The 25,767-nt window shown below is 49.8% G+C and carries 26 protein-coding genes; all 26 read right to left on the bottom strand.

The genetic code is table 11. The features are described from left to right. Positions 1-16: 16 nt before the first annotated feature. The 26 genes from BLU30_RS08805 to pyrH all read right to left on the bottom strand — a co-directional run bounded on the left by BLU30_RS08805 (position 17) and on the right by pyrH (position 25,705). Positions 17-1,924, bottom strand: a complete 1,908-nt coding sequence (locus BLU30_RS08805; RefSeq protein ID WP_090245569.1) for a polysaccharide biosynthesis protein — start codon at positions 1,922-1,924, stop codon at positions 17-19. A 527-nt stretch (positions 1,925-2,451) separates the two neighbouring features. Continuing rightward, positions 2,452-3,525, bottom strand: a complete 1,074-nt coding sequence (locus tag BLU30_RS08800) for an FAD:protein FMN transferase (RefSeq protein ID WP_242873553.1) — start codon at positions 3,523-3,525, stop codon at positions 2,452-2,454. Then, on the bottom strand, positions 3,522-4,871 hold the full coding sequence (locus BLU30_RS08795; RefSeq protein ID WP_176770878.1) for an HdeD family acid-resistance protein: 1,350 nt from the start codon (positions 4,869-4,871) through the stop codon (positions 3,522-3,524). The genes BLU30_RS08800 and BLU30_RS08795 overlap by 4 nt, the downstream gene beginning before the upstream one ends. Before the next feature lie 24 nt (positions 4,872-4,895). Next, positions 4,896-5,702: an amidohydrolase family protein gene (locus BLU30_RS08790; protein ID WP_090245567.1), complete on the bottom strand. Its 807-nt coding sequence runs from the start codon at positions 5,700-5,702 to the stop codon at positions 4,896-4,898. A 15-nt stretch (positions 5,703-5,717) separates the two neighbouring features. Continuing rightward, positions 5,718-6,221 (bottom strand): DNA-deoxyinosine glycosylase, encoded by a 504-nt coding sequence (locus BLU30_RS08785; RefSeq protein WP_090245565.1) that lies wholly within the window; start codon positions 6,219-6,221, stop codon positions 5,718-5,720. Further along, a complete protein-coding gene (locus BLU30_RS08780) occupies positions 6,221-6,724 on the bottom strand; it encodes a flavodoxin domain-containing protein (protein ID WP_090245563.1) in 504 nt (167 codons plus the stop codon). The genes BLU30_RS08785 and BLU30_RS08780 overlap by 1 nt, the downstream gene beginning before the upstream one ends. Next, positions 6,696-7,472, bottom strand: a complete 777-nt coding sequence (locus BLU30_RS08775; RefSeq protein WP_090245561.1) for a TMEM164 family acyltransferase — start codon at positions 7,470-7,472, stop codon at positions 6,696-6,698. The genes BLU30_RS08780 and BLU30_RS08775 overlap by 29 nt, the downstream gene beginning before the upstream one ends. Positions 7,473-7,568: 96 nt before the next feature. Then, a complete protein-coding gene (gene plsY / locus BLU30_RS08770; RefSeq protein WP_176770877.1) occupies positions 7,569-8,204 on the bottom strand; it encodes a glycerol-3-phosphate 1-O-acyltransferase PlsY in 636 nt (211 codons plus the stop codon). Then, on the bottom strand, positions 8,201-8,491 hold the full coding sequence (locus tag BLU30_RS08765; RefSeq protein WP_090245559.1) for a cysteine-rich small domain-containing protein: 291 nt from the start codon (positions 8,489-8,491) through the stop codon (positions 8,201-8,203). The genes plsY and BLU30_RS08765 overlap by 4 nt, the downstream gene beginning before the upstream one ends. A 2-nt stretch (positions 8,492-8,493) precedes the next feature. Continuing rightward, positions 8,494-9,069, bottom strand: coding sequence for an indolepyruvate oxidoreductase subunit beta (locus tag BLU30_RS08760; RefSeq protein WP_090245557.1), 576 nt, complete (start codon positions 9,067-9,069; stop codon positions 8,494-8,496). A gap of 2 nt (positions 9,070-9,071) precedes the next feature. Beyond that, a complete protein-coding gene (gene iorA / locus BLU30_RS08755; RefSeq protein WP_090245555.1) occupies positions 9,072-10,850 on the bottom strand; it encodes an indolepyruvate ferredoxin oxidoreductase subunit alpha in 1,779 nt (592 codons plus the stop codon). 119 nt (positions 10,851-10,969) lie between these two features. Next, on the bottom strand, positions 10,970-11,953 hold the full coding sequence (gene galE, locus BLU30_RS08750; RefSeq protein ID WP_090245553.1) for a UDP-glucose 4-epimerase GalE: 984 nt from the start codon (positions 11,951-11,953) through the stop codon (positions 10,970-10,972). Between the two features lie 12 nt (positions 11,954-11,965). Then, positions 11,966-13,084, bottom strand: coding sequence for a Nif3-like dinuclear metal center hexameric protein (locus BLU30_RS08745; RefSeq protein ID WP_090245551.1), 1,119 nt, complete (start codon positions 13,082-13,084; stop codon positions 11,966-11,968). Next, positions 13,065-13,763 carry a tRNA (adenine(22)-N(1))-methyltransferase gene (locus BLU30_RS08740; protein ID WP_090245549.1) on the bottom strand — a complete coding sequence of 233 codons (699 nt, stop codon included), beginning with the start codon at positions 13,761-13,763 and terminating at the stop codon, positions 13,065-13,067. The genes BLU30_RS08745 and BLU30_RS08740 overlap by 20 nt, the downstream gene beginning before the upstream one ends. 1 nt (position 13,764) lies before the next feature. Next, on the bottom strand, positions 13,765-14,943 hold the full coding sequence (rpoD, locus tag BLU30_RS08735) for an RNA polymerase sigma factor RpoD (protein ID WP_090245547.1): 1,179 nt from the start codon (positions 14,941-14,943) through the stop codon (positions 13,765-13,767). Further along, on the bottom strand, positions 14,933-16,708 hold the full coding sequence (gene dnaG / locus BLU30_RS08730; RefSeq protein WP_090245546.1) for a DNA primase: 1,776 nt from the start codon (positions 16,706-16,708) through the stop codon (positions 14,933-14,935). The genes rpoD and dnaG overlap by 11 nt, the downstream gene beginning before the upstream one ends. Positions 16,709-16,728: 20 nt before the next feature. After that, positions 16,729-17,634 carry a bifunctional riboflavin kinase/FAD synthetase gene (locus tag BLU30_RS08725; RefSeq protein ID WP_242873552.1) on the bottom strand — a complete coding sequence of 302 codons (906 nt, stop codon included), beginning with the start codon at positions 17,632-17,634 and terminating at the stop codon, positions 16,729-16,731. Between the two features lie 15 nt (positions 17,635-17,649). Further along, complete coding sequence (gene truB / locus BLU30_RS08720) at positions 17,650-18,561, bottom strand: tRNA pseudouridine(55) synthase TruB (RefSeq protein WP_090245544.1); 912 nt, start codon at positions 18,559-18,561, stop codon at positions 17,650-17,652. After that, positions 18,561-19,523, bottom strand: a complete 963-nt coding sequence (locus BLU30_RS08715) for a DHH family phosphoesterase (protein WP_090245543.1) — start codon at positions 19,521-19,523, stop codon at positions 18,561-18,563. Before BLU30_RS08715 ends, truB begins: the two co-directional genes overlap by 1 nt. After that, entirely contained in the window at positions 19,516-19,887 is a 372-nt protein-coding gene (rbfA, locus tag BLU30_RS08710) for a 30S ribosome-binding factor RbfA (protein ID WP_090245542.1), read from the bottom strand. The genes BLU30_RS08715 and rbfA overlap by 8 nt, the downstream gene beginning before the upstream one ends. 19 nt (positions 19,888-19,906) lie before the next feature. Further along, positions 19,907-22,288, bottom strand: a complete 2,382-nt coding sequence (gene infB, locus BLU30_RS08705; RefSeq protein WP_090245540.1) for a translation initiation factor IF-2 — start codon at positions 22,286-22,288, stop codon at positions 19,907-19,909. A 64-nt stretch (positions 22,289-22,352) separates the two neighbouring features. Then, on the bottom strand, positions 22,353-22,622 hold the full coding sequence (rnpM, locus tag BLU30_RS08700; protein ID WP_090245538.1) for an RNase P modulator RnpM: 270 nt from the start codon (positions 22,620-22,622) through the stop codon (positions 22,353-22,355). 20 nt (positions 22,623-22,642) lie between these two features. After that, positions 22,643-23,866: a transcription termination factor NusA gene (gene nusA, locus BLU30_RS08695; RefSeq protein WP_090245536.1), complete on the bottom strand. Its 1,224-nt coding sequence runs from the start codon at positions 23,864-23,866 to the stop codon at positions 22,643-22,645. A 12-nt stretch (positions 23,867-23,878) separates the two neighbouring features. Continuing rightward, entirely contained in the window at positions 23,879-24,349 is a 471-nt protein-coding gene (locus tag BLU30_RS08690) for a ribosome maturation factor RimP (RefSeq protein ID WP_090245534.1), read from the bottom strand. Between the two features lie 74 nt (positions 24,350-24,423). Then, positions 24,424-24,981: a ribosome recycling factor gene (gene frr, locus BLU30_RS08685; RefSeq protein WP_090245532.1), complete on the bottom strand. Its 558-nt coding sequence runs from the start codon at positions 24,979-24,981 to the stop codon at positions 24,424-24,426. A gap of 13 nt (positions 24,982-24,994) precedes the next feature. Next, on the bottom strand, positions 24,995-25,705 hold the full coding sequence (pyrH, locus tag BLU30_RS08680; protein ID WP_090245530.1) for a UMP kinase: 711 nt from the start codon (positions 25,703-25,705) through the stop codon (positions 24,995-24,997). Positions 25,706-25,767 lie beyond the last annotated feature (62 nt).

The following is a 25,767-nucleotide window of genomic DNA, read 5'->3' as shown; positions in this document are numbered from 1 at the left end:
TTGAATAATCTTATGCCTAAATTGATTTTCTTCCATTCTTGTTCTGATTAAAATCCGTCACAAACTCCGGCACCATCCGCCGAACCCCTTCAATCACAGGTCCATCAGCATCCCCATTAGCGGCTTGCCACAGGGCGGTTCCGGCTTCCCGGATCTGCCCGACATCGTAGCAGACGGGCTTCTCCACAAAGATGCTGTCGAAGGTGGTGCGGTCGAAGGCTTCCAGGTTGTAGGAGAGCTCTTCGTAGAGCTTTTCCCCGGGCCTTAGACCGACGAACTGGATGGGGATTTCGGTGTAGGGCTCATAGCCGGAGAGGCGGATCATCTTTTCGGCCAGGTCGGTTATTTTTTCGGGTTCTCCCATGTCCAGGACAAAGATCTCCCCGCCTTTGGCCATGGAGGCGGCCTGGAGGACGAGCTGGGTGGCTTCGGGGATGGTCATGAAGAATCGGGTGATGTCTTGATGGGTGACGGTGACGGGGCCTCCCCGGGCGATTTGGTCTTTGAAGATGGGGATGACGGAGCCGTTGGAGCCGAGGACGTTGCCGAATCGGACGGCGACGCATTCGGTGGGGTTTTCCTGGTTGTAGACCTGGACCATTTTTTCACAGATACGCTTGGTGGCGCCCATGACGTTGGTGGGGTTGACGGCTTTGTCGGTGGAGATTTGGACGAAGCGATCGACTCCTGCGGTGAGGCAGGCGTTTAAAACGTTGATGGTGCCAAAGACGTTATTCTTCACGGCTTCCCGGGGGGTGCGTTCCATTAAGGGGACGTGTTTGTGGGCGGCGGCGTGAAAGACAATCTGGGGTTTTAAGTCCAGGAAGATTTCTTTCATGATGTCGGCTTCCCGGATGCTGGCGATGCGTACGGTGAGGGTGACGTGGATGCCCATGGGGTTTAAGATTTCTTTGATGTAACGTCCCAGTTCCAGTTCCAGGTAGTACAGGGCGTTTTCGTTGATGTCTAAGATGATGAGTTCTTTGGGATGGAACCGGATAATCTGGCGGCAGAGTTCGCTTCCGATGGAGCCGGCACCCCCGGTGACGAGGACGGTTTTGTTGTTTAGGGTTTCTCCGATGGCTTGTTTGTCCAGGGTGACTTCGTCCCGGTCCAGGAGGTCTTCGATTTGAAGGTCCCGGAGCTTCTGCTCGGAGATATCGAATTCCAGGATTTCTTCGATGGTGGGGAGGACCTTGACGGGGACGCCAGTGGCATGACAGATTTCGGCGATGGCGATGCGGTCCCGCTTGGGGGCGGTGGGCATGGCAATGATGATTTCTTCGAATTCGCCATTGCTTTCGACTGCTTCTTTTATTTTGTCCCGGCCACCAAGGACTCGGACGCCGTTGAGCATCCGCCCTTTTTTATTGGGGTCGTCATCGATAAAGGCCGCAACAGAGAGGCCTTTTTTGCTGTTATTGATTTCCCGGAGCATCTTGATGCCAGCTTCTCCGGCACCGACGATGAGGACCAGATGTTTCTCCCCCCGGGAGCCACTTTTCATTTGGCGCAGACTGCGGTAGAGGATTCGGATGCCTCCAATTAAGATGAGGTCAAAAATAAAGGTGAGGACCAGGACGGTGGTGGGGATACGCATACTGACAATATAAAAGAAGACAATGGTGATAAAGTTGGCACTAACGACACTGCCAATAATTTGCCATAGCTCTTCAATACTGGCGTAGCGCCAAAGGGTTTGGTACATTTGGGTGAACCAAAAGACGAGAAGTTTAATGCCGATGGCTCCGATCAGAATCCCTATTATTCCCCGAATTTCATTAAAAGGAATATGAAAACTGTATACCAGATAGTAGGCGAAGAAGTAAGATAGAAAAAGGACAATGGCATCAGCGATGATGAGGAGGCCGATGCGCAGGCCTTTTTGGTTGTCATAGATTGTTGAAATTTTTTCGTTTTCCATATGTCTTTCGTTTGAAGCCTTTCTGCTCTTATTTTCCTGATTTGATGTACATTAATAAGACCACATAGTAAAAGAATGCTTGCTCAGTGGCCTGAATGTTCTCAATCTCCATAAGTGCTTTGCCATAAAATTTTTAATTATCATTTCATTTTCCTAATTTCGTCAAGTAGTCAACTTGATGAATTTTTTTATTATGCATTCCTTGCATATTTCTTATTTCGTTTATAATTATATCAGAGAAAAATCGACTCTTCAATGGATAATCACTAATTATTCAGTGCTTCAATGGTTTTCATTGGAAGAATATTGATATAGAAAAGTAAAATCATGCTTTAAGGGGTCAAAAAAAGGGTCAGATTCAATGGAATCCAGCCCTTAATTTTTTTTATAATTTACGGTTGTTTTTAAAATTTGAAGTAAGGCCACCAGGGAATAGCATTGGTTCGCTACACTTTCTGCTTCATTCCAAGGATCAAGATTTTCAAAAAGCTGTTCCATGGGAAAGTCCAAAGCCTGACAAATCTTACTCAGACTTGTGATGGTTGCGTTTTTTTCTCCAGATGATACTGATCTCCCTTGTTCCCCTCATCAAAAGAAAAAGAATCCACAAGCCCGCTGGATACCCAAATGGTGTTGTCCGTGGTGACCAAAATACCCTCTACCCCATCGGTTTTTTCGATATAGTCCTTGGCAAAATCCCTTCCCATGAGGAAAAGTGAGGTGGTCAGGGCATCGGCCTGGGTGGAATCGGCACACACGACGGTGACCTGGTGGAGGCCACTGTCTGCGGGACGGCCGGTTTTGGCACTTAAGATATGATGGTACCGTACACCGGCGGCATCGGTAAAATACCGTTCATAATCCCCGGAAGTTACCACGGCCATATCCCTGGTGCGTATGCTCCCCAGGGGGGTGCTCCCTTTATCCTCTGGATCTTCTACCCCGACGACAAAGTCCTGGCCATTGGTTTTCCCTCCAATGAGGACCACATTGCCCCCCAGATTCAGGATGGCGTGTTCAACACCCTCGGATTGAAGGGTGGCCCTGGCCTCTTCCCCAATAAAGCCCTTGGCAATGGCCCCCAGGTTCAGCTTCATGCCCGGCTCAGTTAAATAGACGGAGTGAGAATCGGGGTCTAATTCCACCTTTTTATAGTCTACCAGGGCTAAAGCCTGGGCAATGGCCTCGGAAGAAGGTGGTTCCTTGGTTTCCGGCTCTCCAATCCCCCATAAATCCACCAGGGGACCGATGGTGATATCGAAGGCACCATCCGTTAGGGTGGAGTAGGTCAAGCCTGTTTTGATAAGAGCGTAAGTCTCTGGGCTGACGGATACGGGCTTAATGCCGGCAGCCCCGTTGATGGCCCCGATTTCACTGTCTGTGCTGTAGGCATTGAGCTTTTTATCCCATTCCCGAATGCTTTGAAAGGGTTTGTCCATCAGGCTGCTGTCCTCACTGCCGTACAAGGTCATGGTGATGACGGTATCCAGGGCAAAGTCACTTCGGGTGGTGACCTTTTGAGAGGCACACCCGCCTAGAACGAGAAGGAGGATAAGGATCAGACCGACCCCTATCCCCATATTTTTTTGAGATTGCTTCATTCTGTTGTCTTCCGCTTCCAATTTTCCTGGACAGAGACATGCTTGTCTTCATCCATGCAATATAAGGTCTTGGTAACCACGATGGTGTCCCCCCGTTCGTACAAAGCGTCCAAATAATCCAAATAGGCTCCGGGGGTGATAATCCCGTTGATCCTTAAGATATCAATGCCACTCTTTCCTACAATGGTATCCGCCAGGGCGACGCAGTTGGTCCCCACGGCGTAGTAGGTTTTAAAGGCATTGCCCTTTTTAAATTTATAGAACTTAGCCTTGGTGGCATTGTACAGGTCGCTGGAGACATCCTTGAAATCCCCGGGATTTCCGGGAATTTCACCCTCTTCACACTGCTGGGCCAAGGGCTTCCAGGGAATCGTATCCCCATATATTTTTTCAATCTGCCCCTTTACTCCGGCAAGCTGCTCCGGCTTCAGGCTTAGACCGTAGACCATGAGGATTTTCTTTTCCACATCCAGGGCCTGGTCGATGTGGTCCTGGCGGCCCATCTCCACTAAGACGCCATCGGCGAAGAATCCCCCCATTTTCCAGGTGGAATCATCGTAATTCCCGTAGGAATAAACGGTGTCTCCAAGGGCGATATCCACATGGCCCATCCCAGGAATCAGCCCTTCCCGGGTGTGAATGTAAATTTCCATATCCGGAACGATGTTCCCATGCTGCCGTTCTTCTGACAGCATGAGCAGCTCACCGGGTTCTTCCTGTACCAGGTCGTTCACCTGCTTCAGCATCTTCATAGGCAGGAATGCTGCAAAGATAGCCGGCAGGGCGATGCGCATCCGCTTTTTCGCCTTCTTGGCACCGTCGTTATTGCGCATTAAGGCCACAAAAGCATCGGCAAAGATGTTGAAGGAAAAGCAGATTAAATAAATCCCAAAAATAATCCCGAAAAGCCGGCCTTGATTATCCGCCTGGGTCATGACAAAGCCCAGGCACAGGTAGATCAGGCCCCCTAAAAGGGTGGATAACCACCAGGCTCCATCGGATCTGAGCTTAAAGGCATTCAGCAGTACCAACACCCCAATAATCATCCCCAGGATACCCGCCACCAAATTGAAAATATCCTTGACTAAATAGGGGGCGACGAACATGATGATCCCCCCCACGACCAGAACCCCACCGAGCAAAACCGTCTTTAAGCGATCCTGGGCTGTTCCGATTATACCGGATAAAAAGTAGACAATTCCCACCAGACACACCAGAGCGGCTGATGCCACTTCAATAATCTGCCAAGCCAGTGACACATTAAAAAGCAGCAGCAGCCCGCCAATGAATACCAGAATTGCAATGGCGATCCATGCCACTGGCGTATAGTTTTTCAATTTGTTCATAAGATCTTCCCCTTTTCATTGAGTTTAAATATGGAAAATACTCCTGGCATTCCCTTCAAAGATCAATGCTTTCTCTTCCTCTGAAAGATCGACCTGGTTAAAAAATGCTAAATCCTTCCGCCCATCCCCCCAGGGATTATCGGTACCGAAAAGAAAACGATGGGGACCATAGCAGTCAATGATCCCGCGATAGGCCTCCGGCGTAAAAGTAATGCTTGCAATGGCCGTGTCAAAATAAAGATTATCAATCCCTTTGTAACAATCCAGGGGAACCTCAGCGAAGGCCAAGCCCCCGGTATGGGCCGCCACCATAGTTAACTCGGGAAACTGCTTGGCCACCCGGATGATTCTCTCTGGTGTGGCATGGATACAGCCGGGAGAAATGGGGTCGTAGCCGGTGTGGAAAAGAATGGGTACCCCCAGGGCCTGACAGCGTGCATAAATGGGATACATTTTCTCTTCATCCATAAAGAACCCCTGATAATCTGGGTGGAGCTTTAAGCCATGGGCGCCCCCAGCCACAACCGCATCTAACACCGACAAGCAGTCCGGTGCATCGGGATAGATGGTTCCCAGGGCGATAAAGGCTTTTTCTGATTCCTGTACAGCCAAAGCAAAGGCATTGACATTTCTCTGCTGACGGGCATTGGTGGCAATGGGGAGAATAATTCCCAAATCAATGCCCCATTCTGCCATTTTGGCTTTCGCCCCTGTGACGCTGCCATCATTATAATAGCGCAAGGTGTGCTCTGGGTTGGCAACGGCCAACTTTTCAATGGTGGCGCGGCACATTTGGTCTGGAAAAACGTGGACATGGCTGTCGATGATCATTGGGTTCGTCTCCTTTTATGTCAAAATATCCTCTGCAATGGGGCGATATGCCTGGACCAGGGTGTCGAGGTCCATCCTGCAATTTGCGGGGCTGGTGGAGGGTAAGGCCACCACCGGGACCGGCAGGCGATCCCCCCAAAAGTGCTTTTGCAGCGCTTCTGCCCTTCGCCCCGTGGTATAAATCCTTTTAATGGGAGCCTGCTTAAGGAGCCTGGGTAAGTCGTTAGCCACTGGCTCTCTTATGGATGCATCGCTGGCCCCTGTGATTGTACAGGAATCCAGGACATCCCATAGGGCGATATGGTACTGGGTTAGAAAACTCTTCCGCTCTGGCACCCCCTGGGGAACAGGTGCATCGAACAGTGACGCTAACACCCGCCAGAAACGGTTTTGGGGATGGCCATAATAAAAGCCCATTTCCCTGGATTTTGGCGAGGGAAAGGTCCCCAGGATTAATACTTTGGCATCCCCAGGGCAATAGGGTGCCAGGGTATGGAACAGCCGCTGGGCTTCTACCATTATTCGCCCTCACCCTCTACCCAGGCTTTTAATTTCTGGGCACAGGCTTCAATTTGGTCCATTTTCAGGGCCACCGCCGGCCGGCCACTTCCATTTGACTGGCGGGTCACCGCCGTGGCTACCATCCGGTCCGTGCCCGTCAGAATGGCTAAATCCAGCCGGCCTCCAAAGCAATAGCACTCCGATGCATGTTCAGCTAATTCAACGGGAATATTGCCCTTGATATAATCCCGCATGTTTTCTGGAAAACCGCAATTCACAAAGAAGACCAAGGGCTTTGTTCGGATTTGGTCCCTTTGCTTTTTCAAAAGCTTCTTCAGCTTTCTAGGATATTGCCCCATTCGGATGCTCCCCCCAATGAGATAGCCATCATACCCGGACAAATCCACTGGGTCCTGATTTAAATCACAAAGGACCAATGCGTCTCCCAATTGCTCTTTGATTTTTTCCACACAAAATTGGGATGTCCCGTTTTTACTGCTGTAAATAGCCAATATTCTCATTGCGTACCCCTACTTTCTTTGCGATAACCCCATTATACCACTGAAGGAGACGCCAGACCAGCAGAATACCGCCGATGAAAATGGGTAAAATAACCACCCAATGCCAGGGTGTCGGAATTCGCTGGAGAACAGGAATGCCATTGGCCCCTTTCATGAGTAAATAATTGACATTGAGCTTTCTGGACATGGCGAAGGCCACCGTCAGCATCACACTGAGGCCAGCCAAAGGCTTCCAGCTCTTATTAATCTCCACATTATTTTCCAGGGTGAAGGGGATGGTGAGTGGAATCAGGACCATTATCCCATGGGAAAGCATACTCTGTACCGCCATGATATGGATTCCCGCATAGTCATAAAAGACCCAAAGGGGATACAGTAGAACCATGGATCCGCCGATGATGGAAAGCACATCGATAAAGGGATAGGCCTTCTTCCATTTAAACAGAATGATCCAGGGCAACACCATACAGACTTGATTACACCAGTCAAAACGCAGGTTGCGCAAATCCCACCCGTAGAAGGTGGTCAGCCAGCTCACCCGGAAGATCTCCAGGCACAGCATGGTCGCCCCCAGGCCGTACAGAAGCCGCTGGCTGAATGCTGAGTCATTGCGCTTCATCTGAAGTCGGATAATCAAGATAATGGCCAGAATGATCAGCCCGGATAAAATAAAATGTTCTGGTGAAAACACCCGATTCTGTGGTGTCACATGGGGCGGAAAAAAATAACGATTTAAAAATGCCTGCACCGGTTACCACCTTTCATAAAGTTCTACGCTGCTGTTCTGGTATCTTACGCGAAAAAAGGGCGTGCTGAACACCTCAGACACACCCCCTATTGTTTCTTACTTCTTTTTATTCATGTCCACCTTCTGGCCGATTTTACTCTCTGTCCCTGCCATGATCCGCTTGATATTGGATCGATGCTGAAAGACGGTGGAAACGCAGAGGAAGAGTGCCAGCAGCAGCTCTGGTGTAAAGGTAAAGCCCCGGATAATGAGGGTTACGATGGGCAGGGCAACCATCCCCGTGATGGATGTTAAAGATACCATCTTAAAAATAGCCAGGAAGATCAGCCCCACAACGATGGCCAGGACTGCCACTAAGGGGTCCAGGGCCAGGAACACGCCAATGGAGGTAGCGGTTCCCTTCCCGCCACGAAAGCCTAAGCACACCGGCCAGTTATGCCCGGCGATAACGGCGATTCCGGCAGCAGCGATAAAGTAGTCGCTCAATCCAAAGGTCCCCACCAGGAACCGGGCAGCAAGGATACACACCGTGCCCTTCAAGGCATCCAGCAGAAAAACGGGAACGGCGTATTTCAGCCCCATGGTCCGCAGGACATTGGTGGTGCCGGCGTTGCCGCTGCCATAATTCCGCACATCCTCATGGCGCACGGCCTTCACAACGATATAAGCAAAATCCAGATTCCCGACAAAATACGATGCAACGACTAATAGAACACCATACAGTACGATCATAACACATTACCTCCTGGTTCTTTCGATTCCTTAACCTGTTCGATTAGGATTCTTACCTTCTCAACTATATAGTCATAGTTTTTTGCCTGATGGGGTACGGTACAATCCGTACAGTTCTTTATCCCACTTTTGGTGTAGGTAAAATGACCGCCGCATTGATCACCCAGTGCATAAAGGGGACAATAACAGAATAAACAGTTGAACGCCTCCTCCGGCACCCCGCGGTGACACGGAAAGTACTCACATTCACGGTGCTGGAAGAATTTAAAATGCTCTGTTTTCGCCATATCTACTTTACGAAAGCCATCCCCTCCACAATGGCTTTTTTATTCAATTCCACAAACTTGGGCTTCACGTTATTTTCAATAATCGTGTCCCAATCAATATTGTCGAGGCCCATGGATTTAATGATGGCCCCGAGAAGAATGACATTGGTCACCCGGTCATTCCCCATTTCTGCGGCCATTGCCGAGGCGTTCATGGTTTTGACGGTGGCCAGCTTATTTAACTCCTCTAAAATCTGTCCGTGGTAGTCTGCCTTCCCGATGATCACCGGCATGGGCCAAATTTCGGTGTCATTGACGATAAGCACCCCGTCTTTTTTAAGATAATCAATATAGCGCATGGCTTCCATTTTTTCAAAGGCTACGATAATATCCGCCGTGCCTTTTTCAATGACCGGCGATTGGACATCATCCCCATAACGGACCTGGGAGCTAACGGAGCCCCCACGCTGGCTCATGCCGTGGATTTCGCTCATTTTCACATCATAGCCCTCTTCCATCAGGCCAAGGGTGAGTAATTTTGCGGCGGTGATGGTGCCTTGTCCACCGACACCCACCAATAAGATATTTTTTGTTTCCATGATTATTCCCCCTTTACCGAGATCGCTTCCACTGGGCAGATCTGCATGCAGACCTCACAGCCCAGGCACATGGACTGGTCGATTTCACATTTTCGTTCTTCCTTATGGAAAAGCAGGGCTGGGCAGCCTGATTTTAAGCAGGCTCGACAGCCGATACAGGTTTCCTCATCCACCACACAGGTCTTGGTGAAGGCCCCGGTGAATTCATCCTTATCGGCCTGGGAGAATTTCTTCAATGCACAGGGCCAGCGGGTGATAATAACCGATACCCCGTCCTGGTTCATTCCCCAATCCAGGGCTTCTGCGGTTTCTTCCAGATTATTGGGGTCGATGGAACGGACCTGGGTGACCCCAACCGCCCGGACCACGGCCTCAATATCGATAATCGGTGCGGGTTCGCCCTTTAAGTCAAAGCCACTGCCGGGGTTTTCCTGATGCCCGGTCATCCCTGTGATCCGGTTATCCAGAATAACGACCGTTAAATCGCTTTTATTGTAGGTGGCATCCATTAAGCTGGTAATACCGGAATGGAAAAAGGTGGAGTCCCCCATGACGGAGACCACCCGAGTGTCTTCTCCCTTGATTTTCATGGCCTTGGCCACACCGTGACCACCGCTGATGCCGGCGCCCATGCAGACCATGGCATCCGTGGCATTATAGGGAGCTCCCAGTCCCAGGGAGTAACATCCGATATCGCTGAAGATCATGGTATTTTTCTTACGCCCTAACTCGTAGAAGAGTCCACGGTGGGGGCAGCCGGCGCAAAATGCCGGGGGACGGCCGACGACCACATCCCCGTTGGGTTCGATCATCTCGGGCTTTTGACCGGACAATGCCACCCGGATACGGTCTGGGGTCAGCTCGCCCAGGTTGGGGAGAACATCCTTCCCAATGCAGTCAATGCCCATGGCCTTGATTTCTGTTTCCATAATGGGATCATTCTCTTCGAAGATATAGAGGGTATCCACCTTGCTGGCGAAATCAACAATCATTTTTTTCGGCAGTGGATAGGAAAAACCAATTTTCAGGTAAGAGGCGGTGTCACCAAAGACTTCCTTGGCGTAACGAAACGCCACACCGGAGCCGATAACCCCGATTTTGGAATCGTGATACTCTACGGTATTCCATTGGCAATTGTCTGAATATTCTGCCAGGCCCTCAAAGTTTTTAGCCAGCTTGACCTGCATCACCTTGGCATGGGCCGGAAGGGGACAGTATTTCATAACGTCCTTCACATAGGGCTTGTCCGCTACTTCCTGACGATCCTCACAGGTGACGATGCTCTTGGAATGACAAACCCGGGTGGTCATCCGATAAATGACAGGACAATCATATTTTTCACTGATATCATAGGCATCCTTGAGCATATCCTTGGCTTCCTGGCTGTTGGATGGCTCGTACATGGGCATTTTGGCATGACGGGCATAGTGCCGGTTATCCTGTTCATTCTGGGAGGAATGCATCCCGGGCTCATCTGCCGTAATGAGGACCGATCCGCCATTCACCCCCAGATAAGCGAAGGTGAACATGGGATCTGCCGCGACATTCATCCCCACGTGCTTCATGGCAGCAAGGGTACGAATACCGGCGATGGATGCCCCCGCAACAGCCTCTACCGCTGTCTTTTCATTGGGTGCCCACTCTGCTGTTATCTCTTTATAGGGCCCAATATTTTCTAAAATTTCTGTACTCGGTGTTCCGGGATAGGCCGATGCAAACTTAACACCGGCTTCCCAGGCACCCCGTGCCACAGCTTCATTACCTGTTAAAAGCTTCTTCAATGTGATTCCCTCCAACTCATGCGATTACGCTATTATTACTTAATATTTTTTAATTATACCCGAAAACCCCATGGATATCCATGTTTTTTATGGGCAAATACTTGTTTGACACCAGAGGATTAATATCCCGCTGGGTGGTTTTTGTGCCAACACCAGGCCGTGACGATGATATTCTCCAGGGTTGAGTGATCCGGTGTCCACCCCAGGACTCTCCGGGCCTTCTCCGAGCTGGCAATGAGTCTGGCCGGGTCTCCGGACCGTCGGTCTGCCACCTCAACGGTAAAATCTTCCCCGGTGATATCCTTCACCTTTTCAATCACCTCAAAAACAGAAAAGCCCTTTCCATCCCCTAAATTATAGGTGTCGCTGATGCCTGTTTCAAAGAGGTGCTCCATTCCCAGGATATGGGCAGAGGCAATATCCATGACATGGATATAATCCCGGATGCAGCTGCCATCCGGGGTGGGATAATCATCCCCAAAGACGAAGATTTTATCCCGGATGCCCTGGGCGGTTTTAAGGATCAAGGGAATGAGATGGGTCTCTGGCGTGTGGTCCTCTCCAATGGTGCCATCGGGGTGGGCACCGGAGGCATTAAAATAACGAAAGACCTTATACTGAAGACCATAGGCATTGGCCATCCAGGGCAACATTTTTTCAACGGCCAGCTTGGTCTCTCCGTAGGTATTGGTGGGGCAGGTGGTGGCTTTCTCTTCAATGGGTAATACCTCCGGCTCGCCATAGGTGGCCGCCGTGGAAGAGAAGATAAAGCGCTTGACATCATGATTGATCATGGCCCGGAGGAGGCACAGGGTACCGCCAACATTATTGTCATAATATTCCAAGGGCTTTTCCATGCTTTCCCCAACCAGGGAATTGGCGCAAAAATGCATGACACAGTCAATGGAATGGTCCAGGAATACCCGTTCCAGGCTGGCGTAATTGCGCACATCCCCTTCTTCAAAGACGGCATCGGGATGCACCGCTCCCCGATGTCCAGTGGATAGATTGTCATAGACCACCACACCGTATCCTTTGTCGAGAAGAGCCCGCACCATATGGGAACCAATATATCCGGCACCGCCGCACACTAACACATTCATTTTCTCATCTCCTTACTCGTATTTAAAGAAATCCTGATTCTGCCGGGATTTGATACATTGGACCTGTTCCCCGGGAAAAGCGGCTTCGATGGTGTGCTTCAGCAGCTCCACCACCAGCTTCTCCGTTCCAAAATGGCCGGCATCGATGACCCACAAATTATTCTCAGCTGCCCGCTGGGCGTCATGATATTTGAGGTCCCCGGTAATATAAACACTTGCTTTTTTAAGCTTGGCCAGACCGATAAACTCTGCCCCACTGCCGGTACACAGGGCTACCCGACGGATGGTGTCCGGTGGGTTTCCCGCCGTTCGCAGGGACCCTAAATTCAGGGCGGTCTTCACATGGTTTAAAAAGGCATCCGGGGTCATGGGAACCTCCAGCTCCCCGATCTTGCCTAAGCCATCCTTTTCCACCATGGTGTTCCCATCGAGGGGGTAGAGATCGTAGGCCATTTCCTCGTAGGGATGGGCCTTCTTTAGCTTCCCGATCATTGTTTTGACCATTCGTCCGTCAATAATGGTCTCAATACGGTCCTCCACCACGGTTTCCACCTGGCCTTCCGCTCCTATGTAAGGATGGGTGTTTTCCAGGGGCTTAAAGGTCCCCTTCCCCGTGGCTCTGAAGGTACAATGGCTGTAGTTCCCAATAAAACCCGCACCATTCTCACCGAGAACCTCCAGAATGTCCGCCGTTTTTTCCACGGGAACGTAGACCACTAATTTATAGTACATTTCCTGGGCGGCCGGATCCAGTGGACGGCGGTTTTCAATACCCAAAGTATTGGCAATATAATCATTCAATCCAAATTCTGCAATATCAATATTGGTATGGGCCGTGTATACCCCAATCTCATTTTTAATGAGCTTTTCCACCAGGGCACCGCTATGCTCATCAAAACAGATATGCTTAAGGCCGTTAAAAATAAAGGGATGGTGGGAAATAATTAAATCAGCCCCACAATCCACGGCCTCCTGAACCACTGCCGGGGTTACATCCAAAGTTAAAAGAATTCGCTCGACCATTTGACTGTAGGAACCAATTTGCAGCCCAACGTTATCCCAGGATTCTGCCAGCCGCTTTGGGGCTAACGCCTCAATACAGCCAAAAACCTTACTTGCCTTTAATCCCATTTTCTACCTCCAAAAGTGCCTGAAGCAATGCCTCACACTCCTGCTGCCGTACCATTGCCCCGGGTGTTTCCTTGCCCGAAAGCTCAGATAAGGTCCGTCTGACGGCTGTTATTTTCTCTTGCAGGAAGCGTGCAAAAACCAATGTTTCTGTGTGGCGCGCCGGGGCGTAACCCAGCACATCGTCGATGCCCTTTAATGGGGCCATCTGGCCCTGATTAGCGACAATGATTTCATAAATCCGATCCTCCTCCTGGACTAAGACCTCATCCTGGATGACGTAGTTGTTTTCCCATAAATACCGACGCAGCTTCGGTACATTGTTCATAGGCTGGAGGATAAAGGTATCCACCGATCGGGCTATTTTTTCATCTGCGGCTAACATATCCCGGATCATATAGCCCCCCATCCCTGCGACAATGACCGTTTGACATTCCCCAGGGGACAGTACCGAAAGGCCGGGTCCTAAACGGGTGTCCACATGCCCATCAAGGCCCAGTAGCGCAATGCGCTGCTGGGCCTTGGATAAAGGCTTTGGATGGATATCTGAGGCGATGGCCCGGGGGCATTTACCCTTTTGAACCAGTGCCGTCACCAGATAGCCATGGTCGGTCCCTATATCTGCCACCACCGTCCCACAGGGGGTGCAGTGATAGAGCATTTGTAATCGTGGCGAAAGCATCTTAGGTTAAATAATCCTTTAGCTTTTTACTGCGGCTGGGATGACGAAGCTTTCTCAAGGCCTTGGCCTCAATCTGCCGGATCCGTTCTCTGGTGACGTTGAATTCCTTCCCCACTTCTTCCAGGGTCCGGGCCCGTCCGTCGTCTAAGCCAAAACGCAGACGCAGGACCTTTTCTTCCCGTTCGGTCAGGGTGCTCAGGACTTCAATCAGCTGTTCCTTCAGTAAGGCAAAGGAAGCGGCTTCTGCCGGAGCCGGGGCTTCATCATCGGGGATAAAGTCCCCTAAATGGCTGTCCTCTTCTTCCCCAATGGGGGTTTCCAGGGAAACCGGGTCCTGGGCAATCTTTTGGATTTCCCGAACCTTTTCTTCTGAAAAGCCCATTTCCTTGCCGATTTCTGCGGGGGTGGGTTCCCGCCCCAGTTCCTGGAGCAGCTGACGGGATACCCGGATAAGTTTATTGATGGTTTCCACCATATGCACCGGAATACGGATGGTCCGGGCCTGGTCTGCAATGGCCCGGGTAATGGCCTGACGAATCCACCAGGTGGCATAGGTACTGAATTTAAATCCCTTGGTGTAGTCAAATTTTTCCACGGCTTTAATAAGCCCCAGATTTCCCTCCTGGATCAAATCAAGGAAGGACATCCCGCGGCCGACATAGCGTTTGGCAATACTGACCACCAGGCGAAGGTTGGCTTCTGCCAGCTTCTTTTTCGCAAAATCATCCCCCTGCTCCATCCTTTGGGCCAGGTCCATTTCCTCCTCTGCACTCAGCAGCGGAACCTTACCAATCTCCTTGAGATACAGCCGGACCGGGTCGTTTACGCTGACGGAATCTGAAATGTCCACTTCCACAATGGGCTCTTCGTCCACTTCGATTTCTTCCAGCTCCTCGACGTTAATATCAATATCCAGTCCATCTCCGAGGGGTTCATCTTTAAAGGTCAGGTTGATGCCATTCTTTTGTAAAAGAATATAGATCGCATCGATTTCTTCCGGGTCCAGGTCCTTGCTGCTCAGGGCATCGTCAATATCAATGCTGTTGAGGGAGCCCTTTTCCTTTCCCTTTTTAAGCAATGCCTGTACTTCTGGCATTTCCATTAATTCTGCATTTAAAGACTCATCCCCCAGTTCGTCTAAAAAGGCCTCTTCGGTTAAGCTTTTTTTATCATCCGCCATTTCTTACCTCCTGAATCTTCGATAATTCTTTCTTTAACGCCATAAGCTGGGTAACCAGCTGGATGCCCTCAGGACTTCGCTCATCTAACATGGCGATTTCCTCCTTCAGCCTTTGTATGTCTAAGCGGCAATGGTAATAATGGATGGTGTTCATGCTTTCCATGAGCAGCTCACCATCCTCCGTGCCGTTTTCAAAGGATAGTTCCGAAAAAGCCCGTCGCTCCTCTTCGGTTTCGAATCGTTCCAATACGACCGGCAGGGAGAGATGCCCTCCGCCGCCTTCTGCCAACTCTTTTAATATACCATAAAGCTTTTGATAAAAGCCCGGTGTGAAATCCTCTGGGGCCAGACGGCTGTAAACCGATCTATCCTGATGCTGAAATAAATATTTTAGGATATAAATCTGAGCATCCCCGTAGGCCTTCGGTATTCTGGATGCCGCTTCCTGGGAGGGCACCCGGATGGCCGGGGCCTGTCCATTCTTCTGTACCCGGATGGCCTCCCGCATGACTAAGCCCGCGGAAACGCCTGCTGTTTGGGCCACCTTTTTGGCATACAGTTCAATTTCCACAGAATTGCTTAAGGTTCTCAGAAGCCCAATGGCTTCATTTAAATACTTAACCTTCCCATCGGAATTGGTGGTGTCGTGGTTCCTGGCACATTGTCGCAGCTCAAAATCCAGTACAGTATCGGCCTCCCGGATGCGTCCTCTAAACGCCTCTACTCCCTTTTCCCGGATGAAGGAGTCCGGATCCTCTTCCGCTCCAAGGCGAAGGACACGGATATTCAAGGTGCTCTTCTTTAAAATCGCGATGGCTTTTTCCGTGGCACCCTCTCCGGCCCGGTCACCATCAAAGCAAAGAACCACTTCCTTCACGTAGCGGGAAAGGGTTTTCGCATGATAGGGGGTAAAGGCGGTACCCAGGGCTGCCACCGCATTCTCTATGCCATACTGGCACAGGGCAATGACATCCATATACCCCTCGACAATAATCATTTGCTCGTTTATGATCTTCTTTTTGGCCTGATTAAGATTGTACAGCTCATACCCTTTGGAAAAAACAAGGGTCTCTGGTGAATTGAGGTATTTGGGACCATCGGTGGACTGACCGAACTGACGGCCGCCAAAGCCGATGATTTTCCCCCGAATATTCAAGATGGGAATCATGATTCGGTTTCTGAAACGGTCGTATAACCGGCCATTTTTTCCCCGAAGCACCAGTCCGGATTCCAGCAATTCGTCCTCTGTGAAGCCCTGTCCCTGCAAATACTGGCAGGCATCCTGCCACTCATTTAAAGACAAACCAATGCCAAACCCCTTAATGGTCGCCGCACTCATTCCCCGGCCAGCCAGATAGCGCTGGGCTTCCCCATTTTTTTTCAAAATCCGGTAATAATGATTGGCCAGCTGGCGATGGAGCTCGTACAGCCGTTCCTTTTTCTCATATTCCCGGTCCTTTTCTGGATTTTCAATCCGGGGCAGGGTAATCCCCACCCGATCCGCCAAGTACTCCAGGGCCTCTGGAAAGCCCATGTTTTCAATGGCCATCACAAATCCGATGACATTACCTCCGACGCCACAGCCAAAGCAATGGTAGAGCTGCTTCTCCTGGGACACCGAAAAGGAGGGTGTCTTTTCATTATGGAAGGGACAACACCCCATGTGGGATCGTCCTGAACGCTTGAGGGTAACATATTGGGAAATGATATCCACGATATCATTGGCTTCAATGACATTCTGAATGATTTCTTCATTATAGCGCATGCCTGCCCCTCCCTATTGTCTTAAGAACGCTGACCCTTCCGGTACTTTTCGTCAATGCGAATAATGTCGCCTTTAATTTGGGCGATCAAATCCTCGATCTTTTCAAATTTTATTTCATCCCGCTGCTTTTCCATGAATTCCAGGGCCAGCGGCTCCCCGTAAATATCCCCTTCAAAATCGTAAATATAGGTTTCAATACTGTAAGGGTGCTTTTCAAAGGTGGGATTAAAGCCCAGATTGGTGAGCCCATCGTAGATTTTTCCCCGCACCTGTACCTGGGTGAAGTAAACACCGCTACTGGGCAAAATACGTTTTTCCGCCATTTTCAGATTGGCGGTGGGAATATTAAAGGTTCGCCCCAACTTTTTTCCCTCAACCACTGTGCCGGAAATGCTGTAATGCCGTCCCAGAAATTTAGGGACAGCTGCCACTTCACCCACACTGATTAATTCCCGGATGACAGTACTGCTTACGGCCGTTTCCTCAATGATAAAGGGAGGGACCACAGAAACACCGAATCCATAACGTTTTCCCAGCGCCATCAGGTCCGCCGTTGTACCAGCGCCCTGAAAGGCAAAGGTATAATTAAATCCCACCACGATATGCTTTACGGGATACTTGACCAGCAGATACTCACGGATGAATGCCTCTGGGGAAAGCTGCATCAATTCATCGGAAAAATCATCCAGGTAGACATTTTGAATGCCTGCTGCTTTAATCAAAGCGACCTTTTCATCATTGGTGGTAATGAGCCAGGGCGCGTAGGTTGGAAAAATCCGAGCTAAGGGATGCTCTTTAAATGTCATTACACCAGAATCCAAATTCTTATCCCGGGCGATTTCCAGGGTCTTTTCAATCAGGCGCATATGCCCCCGATGAACGCCATCGAAAAAGCCCAATGCCAATACCATACCTTTATTTTCCAATTCTACAACTTCCTTCTATAATAACTTTAAAGGGACAACCCGCGGCCCTTCTTCATCTTCCTTAAACTGTCCGAGTCCGACGAATCCCTGGCGATCGTAAATCCTCAGAATTTCCCCCAGGGTGAGTTGATCGAAATCATCCTCGGCGTTCCATTGGAAAAGCGCATTGCCATTGCGGATGAAATGCTCTCCCCGGGGCGTCGCCCGAAGGGTCTTAAAATGGCTGAGAACCCCATCCGGAGGAATGAGGATCTGGGACAAGGTGTCCTTTTCTACTGCGGATTCCAACTCACCAAGGCGAATGGCCTCCACCGCTTTAAAACGTCCAATTTCCTGTCGCAATAAACTGCCCATACAGGCAGGGGTTTCCAGGGCACGGCCAATATCATGGCACAGTGAACGGATGTACGTCCCCTTGGAGCAGGTGACTTTAATTTGGATTTCCCCTGGAAGGCCTTCCCAGTTCATAACCTCCAGGCGGGAAATGGTGATGGGTCTGGCTTCGATCTCAACAGTCTCTCCCCGTCTGGCGTAGTCATAAAGCTTTCGGCCATTCTTTTTGAGGGCCGAGTAAATGGGGGGCACCTGCATAAGATCTCCCCGGAAATCCGACAGTACCCCTTCCACGGCCTCCTGGCTTAGGCAAGACGGCCTTTCCTCCTGGATTTCCCCTGTGATATCATAGGTGTCCGTGGATTTTCCAAAAATCACCTGGGCCAGGTAGGTTTTATCCATTTGCTCCAAATAGCTGATATACTTGGTTGCCCGGCCAAGACCGACGAGGAGCACCCCCTCTGCTTCAGGGTCCAGGGTGCCGGCATGTCCAACCTTCTTAAGCCCGACAATCCGCCGAACCCGTGCCACCACATCGTGGGAAGTCATTCCCTTCTCTTTATAGATATTGAGAAAGCCCACCGGCACCGACATTAGTCGACCTCCTGCTCATTAAAAAATGCGATAATTTCTTCCTGGAGTACGGTTAAATCCCCGGTATAGCTTAGGCCCGCCGCCCGAAAATGGCCACCGCCATCATGGGCCTTGGCAAAGGTGGAAACATCGATGGCGTAGGGTGTTTTGGACCGCAGGGAAACCCGGTACAGTCCATTTTCACGCTCTTTAACCGTCACCGATAAAATCACCCCGGCAACATTAACCCCTATATTGGCAATGTCATCGGTAATGTTGATTTCTCCACCATAATCATCGATATCCCTCTGGCTAAGGGCCACCCAGGCAATTTTTCCCTGGTGTAACAGCTCCAGAGAATCAATGGCCCGGCCAAAGAGCTTCATCTGATTGTAAGATTTCATGCTGTGAAGCCGTTTTGCCAGGGGGGCAAAATTGTCCCGATGCCCATAGAGCTCACTTAAAATCTGATGGGTATCGGAGGTGACATTGGAAAACTGAAAGCTGCCGGTATCCGTTGAGATGCTGGTATAAACCGCTTCAACCATCTGATCATCCAGGGGGATGGCCAGGGCTTTGGCCACACGAAACACGAGCTCCCCGGTTGCCGCTGTCTCTTCTACAAAATTCACCTGTCCAAAGTGATCGTTGGAGCGGTGATGATCAATGACCATGACCACCTTTGCCGTAATCCCCCCCTCGGGGCGATAGGCATAATCCATGGTGGAGCAGTCTAAAAAGCAGACAACATCATAATAGGGCTTTAATTTCTGGTTAAAGCAGGCAATTTCCGGAAAGAAATCCAGCTTATCCTCCACGGGCGTATCGATATAATAATCAACGGTTTTACCCATGGCCTTTAAAAGCAGGCCAAGGGTAATCACGCTGCCGATAGCATCCCCATCGGGCTTCCGATGGGCCAGAACCAAAAAGCTTTTGTTTTCTGTGATGGTATCCAGAATGCTCTGGGGAACCTTATTCATCCGCTTTATCTTCCTTATCTTTCTTAATTTCGGATAATAGTGCCTCAATATGCAGGCTATATTCCACTGAATCGTCTAACTTAAAAATGAGTGCTGGGGTGGAGTGGGTCTTCAGGACCTTCCCCAAATTACTCCGCAGGAAGCCCTTGGCACTTTCCAGTGACGCCAGGGCGTCCTCCTTTTCCTGATCCGAGCCCAGAATACTGACATAAACCGTGGCCACCTTGAGGTCCGGGGTTGCCTTGACCCGTGTAATGCTCAGGCCCGTTGGATTCAGACGCTTATCCTTCATTTTCTGCTGAATGATCAGGCTCAGCTCCCGCTGAATCTGACCATTGATTTTTTCAATACGATGAGAAGCCATTTTGGTTCCTCCTTCTTTTTTATAATTCCCGGGATACGGCCTCCATCACGAAGGTTTCGATCACATCGCCGACTTTGACATCATTGTATTTCTCGACACCGATCCCACATTCATAGCCAGTGGCCACTTCCTTGACATCGTCCTTAAAACGACGGAGGGAGGCCAGCTGACCTTCAAATACCACGATCCCATCCCGGATGACCCGGGCTTCCTCGTTCCGACCAATTTTTCCGTCGGTAACATAGGACCCAGCAACCATGGTGCCACCTGGGATTTTAAAGACTTCCCGGACTTCTGCGTTTCCAGTGACCTTTTCGACAAAATCCGGAGCCAGCATCCCTTCCATGGCCTTCTTCACATCCTCAATGGCGTCATAAATCACGCGATAGAGACGGATATCCACTTCTTCACTTTCGGCGGCTGCCAGGGCATTTTTATCCGGACGGACGTTAAAGCCGATAATGATTGCGTTGGAGGTTGAGGCCAGCATAACATCGGTTTCATTTACAGCACCCACGGCGCCGTGGATGACATTAATACGCACTTCATCGGTGTTCAGCTTGATGAGGGACTGGGAAATGGCTTCCACGGAACCCTGGACATCGGCTTTGATGATGATGTTGACATCCTGGATCTGACCCTCCTGGATCCGGGTGAACAAGTCGTTCAGGGAAATCTTCGCCTTGGCCTGGCGGGCATCCTTTTCCATCTGCTGACGTTTTTCAGCTAACTGACGGGCTTCCTTGTCATTGGGCAGGACGATAAAATCATCCCCGGCCACTGGGACATCGGATAAGCCTGAAATCTCAACAGGCTGGGAGGGACCGGCTTTTTTAATGCGCTTGCCCTTGTCGTCAATCATGGTCCGGACCTTCCCGTAGGTCATCCCGGAGATGATGGAATCCCCAACATGGAGGGTTCCCTGCTGGACAAGCATACTGGCTGTGGAGCCCTTGCCCTTTTTCACCCGGGCTTCGATGACACAGCCCCGGGCGGCACGCTTAGGATCAGCGGTGAGCTCACCCACTTCGGCAACTAACAGAACATTTTCCAGGAGTTCTTCAATCCCAAGACCCTTCTTAGCGGAAACCGGGACTGCGATGACATCGCCCCCCCATTCCTCAACCACAAGGGCATGCTCGGTGAGTTCCTGCTTGACCCGTTCTGGGTTGGCCCCATCTTTATCAATTTTATTGATGGCGACGATAATGGGGACATCTGCTGCCTTGGCATGGTTAATGGCCTCTACGGTCTGGGGCATCACCCCATCATCGGCGGCGACCACTAAAATGGCAATATCGGTCATCTGAGCCCCACGGGAACGCATGGCGGTAAAGGCCTCATGCCCCGGGGTATCGATGAAGGTAATGGATTCGCCCTTGATATTAACGGTGTAAGCCCCGATATGCTGGGTAATCCCGCCGGCTTCTCCGGCTGTAACATTAGCCTTACGGATGCGGTCCAGCAAGGAGGTTTTACCATGGTCGACATGACCCATAACGGTGACGACAGGGGGACGCTTGATTTCATCCCCGGTATCGACTTCGTCGTATTCTTCTAATATTTTGGTGACCACATCTTCCATGGCAACCTTTTCCACACTAAAGCCCAGCTCATCGGCAACCAGATTGGCTGTATCAAAATCGATTTGCTGATTGATGGTAGCCATGGTGCCTGCCATCATGAGGATCTTGATGATTTCTGTGGCCCCGATATCCAGAATTTCTGCCAATTCTCCAACGGTCAACATTTCCGGAATCTCATAGACCTGGTTTTTCTGCCGCTCTGATTTGGTTTCTGCCTTTATCTTTTTATAGATACTGCGGGAGGTTTTTCCACGCTTGCTATGATCCCTTACCTTTGGTGGGGTGCTGCCACCAGCGGCCCCATGACTATTACGTCCCTGGTTTTGGTTCTTTTTCTTCTTGCCATCGTTATTTTGTGGCTGGCTGTTATCCTTTTTACCCGGCTTGCTTGGATTATTTTGCTTGGTCTGATTGTTCTGGCTTCCCCGCTTTTCAGCCGTCTTCTCCGTTGATGTCGGAGCGGCTTTGGGGCTGCCGTTTTTGCCTTTATTCTGGACTGGTTTGTTGTTCTGGCCTTCCGGCTTTTTCTGTTGCTCTTTATTCTTCAGTGTATTCTGCCTTTCCTTCCCCTGATCCTTAGCCGCCTCTTTTTTAGGTTCTGTCTTTGGCTTTTTCGCCTCAGCCTGAACGTTTGGTGCTTCCTTAGGGGCTTTTTGTTCCGCGTCATAGCTCTTTTTAAATGCTTCAACCTGTTGGTCGGTTAACGCGCTCATATGGTTCTTCACAGGGATACTGTGCTTATTTAAAATATCGACAAATTCTTTGCTGGGAATTTCATACTCATTCGCTAACTGATATACTCTTAATTTCGCCATAAAATCCCTCCTATATATGCATAATTTAGGTTTCACGGCACCTATAACCGACGGCCTCCTGCTGCTAACGCACGGGGCCTTTTTGTATTTTATGCCGGATTGATTCGAAGACATCATCACTTATCTCGGTTTTTAGAGCAGCACACAGTGCTTTCCTGGCTTTGGGGCTTTCAATACAGGCCACATCAGTGCAAACATAGGCACCCCGACCATTCATTTTCCCCGAAGCATCCACACAAACGCCGTCCTCCGCATTATTGACGATTCGAATCAATTCAGACTTGTTTTTTTTCTCCCGGCAGATGACACACATCCGCATTGGTATTTTTTTCATAATTGCTCCTGCTGGATGGATTAAAAAATATCCAGGGTATCTTCACCCAGCGCTAAGGTTTCTTCCGTCCCTTCAAAATCGTCGGGCGTATCCTCTTCTATGGTAATTTCCAAAACGTCGTCAAGACTGCCCTTTAGATCTTCCATAAAAGCATCTCTGTCCTCTTCAATCAAATACTTGCTGCGCAAATCCGGATCCGCTTCCAGCATCCTTTCGAAATCCGAGGCACTTTTGATATCAATCTTCCAGCCCGTTAGTTTAGCTGCTAATCGAACATTCTGACCTTCTTTTCCGATGGCCAGGGAAAATTGAAAATCATCCACGATGGCCAGCGCCATTTTTTCTGATTGCTTGGGCAGGATTTCAACCACCTTGGCCGGGCTAAGGGCATTGGCAATGTATTCCTGAATATTATCACTGTATTTGATGACATCGATTTTTTCGCCACCCAGCTCAGTGATGATATTCTGCACCCGAACGCCCTTATGGCCCACGCAGGCCCCCACTGGGTCCACAGCGCTATCATTGGCCTTCATGGCGATCTTTGTTCTGGATCCTGCTTCCCGGGCAATGCCAACAATATCTACAACACCATCGTAAATTTCTGGCACTTCATCTTCAAAGAGGCGTTTGACCAGCCCCGGATGGGTCCGGGATACATTGACCTGGGGGCCCTTGGTGGTTTTTTTCACCATGAGCATATAGACTTTTAGGCGCTGGTTCTGGCGATAGACCTCCCCGGGAACCTGCTCCGATGGCATCAAAACCGCTTCCCCGATTCCGACATCCACATAGGCCAGGTTATGATCCACCCGGGTGACGATACCGGAGACCACCTCATCCTGCTTTTCTAAGAATTCATTATAAATGATGTTTCTTTCTGCTTCTTTAATCTTCTGGAAGATGAGCTGTTTGGCGTTTTGCGCGGCTATACGGCCAAAATCCTTTGGTGCAACCTCCACCCGGCAGATGGTCCCAATCTGGGCATCCGGATCATATTCCTGGGCATCCTCCAACAGCATTTCAGTATCTTCATTATCAATATTATCGACAACGTTCCAATTGGCAAAGACCTTGATTTCACCGGTGTCCTGGTTGAGGATGACATCCACATCCTGGGCTGTCCCGTAATTCTTTTTATAGGCCGATTCAATGGATTGTTCAATGGCCTCAATCAACTCCTGTTTGTCGATATTCTTCTCTTCCTGAAGGGCATCCAATGCCATGATAAATTCTGCGTTCATACCTTCGCCTTCCTAAAATTCGATATGAGGGCTAGCTTTAGAAATGGCCTTATACCCAATTTCCAGTACCGTCTCCTCTGATGTTTCTATCTGAATCGCTGATTCGCTCACCGATTTTAGAATCCCGGTCCATTCCCGACTTCCCTCCACAGGGGCGAATAGTCGAACATCGACGGCTGTTCCAACAGCGGCTTCATAATCGCCAAGCCGTTTAAAGGGGCGGTCCAGCCCCGGTGAAGAAACCTCCAGCAAATAGCTTTGCTCGATGGGGTCCACCTCATCTAAATAATCGCTGACCACCCGGCTGACCTTTTCACAATCATCCAGTCCAACGCCACCTGGGGTATCGATATATACGGTCAGGATAAAATCCTTTCCGACCTTTTCAAATTCCACATCGACGCATCGGTAATCAAGACCGACCACCACGGGCTCCAACAATTCATACAGATAGTCTTTTTTTGACTGTTTTGCCACGACCATCCTCCTTCTTTCCAATAAAAGCATATGAGAGTGGGTTGCCCCACTCTCACGCGATCCGGTATATACTCATGCGGCTATACAGCCAGGATTTCCTGTTCCTTATCCTTTAAGATGGCATCAATATGCTTGATTTCATCATCTGTCAGCTTTTGGATTTCCTTTTCGCCCTGATGCAGTTCATCCTCACTGATATCACCAGCTTTTTCTGCATCCTTTAATTCCTGTACAGCCTTCCGTCTGATATTACGCATGGCCACTTTGCATTCCTCACCATATTTTTTAGTGAGTTTGACCAGTTCTTTTCGACGTTCCTCTGTGAGCTGGGGTACAAGCAGACGGATGATCTTTCCATCGTTGGATGGATTGAATCCCAGGTCCGATGCGATAATGGCTTTTTCAATGGCCGCCATGATGGAAGCATCATAGGGCTGGATGACAATCATCCGGGGTTCCGGAATACTGATATTCGCCATTTGGTTGACAGCGGTGGGCGTTCCATAATAATCGACGGTCACCTTATCCAAAATATGGGCATTAGCCCGACCAGCCCGAAGCCCTGCAAGGCTCTCGTTAAGGTTGTTGATGGCCTTATCCATCTTGTCCTGGGATTTTGCTTGAATTTCGTTTAACATAACTGCGCCTCCTCTATTTATCTTCTATGATCGTTCCGATGGTTTCACCCCGTACGGCCCGCATAATATTGTCCGGGTCGTCCAGTCCAAATACCAAAATCGGAATTGAATTATCCATACAGAGCGTAATGGCCGTGGTGTCCATCACCTTTAGTCCCTCGTTAATGACCGTAATATAGTCCAGACGGTCATACTTCTTAGCATCCGGATTGATCACCGGATCTGAATCATACACGGCATCTACATTCTTTGCCAAAAGGATGATATCCGCATCAATTTCTGCGGCCCGCAAGCTTGCTGTGGTATCCGTGGTAAAGAAGGGGTTCCCCGTCCCCGCAGCGAAAATAACCACCCGGCGCTTTTCTAAGTGGCGCATGGCCTTCCGCTTAATATACGGTTCTGCCACTTCCTTCATTTCAATGGCGGTCTGCACCCGGACCGGAACACCCATTTGTTCTAAGAAATCCTGGAGTGCCAGGGCATTGATGACGGTACACAGCATCCCCATGTAATCGGCTGACGCTTTATCCATTCCCTCGCCTAAACGTCCTCGCCAGAAGTTGCCCCCGCCGACCACAATGGCGATTTCCACATCCTGCTCAAAAACCTCTTTAATGGAAGAGCAGATCTCCTTGACCGTTGGGGGATCGATGCCAAATCCCTTTTCTCCCGCTAAAGCTTCTCCGCTTAATTTTATCACTACTCGTTTATACTTAGCTTCCATTTAACGTCCTCCGTATTGAAAACATTATACCCCAGAAGGGGACTTTTATCAAGGCGAGAATC

Source organism: Eubacterium barkeri (genome assembly GCF_900107125.1).
GTDB lineage: Bacteria > Bacillota > Clostridia > Eubacteriales > Eubacteriaceae > Eubacterium_O > Eubacterium_O barkeri.
Note: the sequence above shows the minus strand (reverse complement) of the source record. Positions and strands in the feature narration are given on the sequence as shown.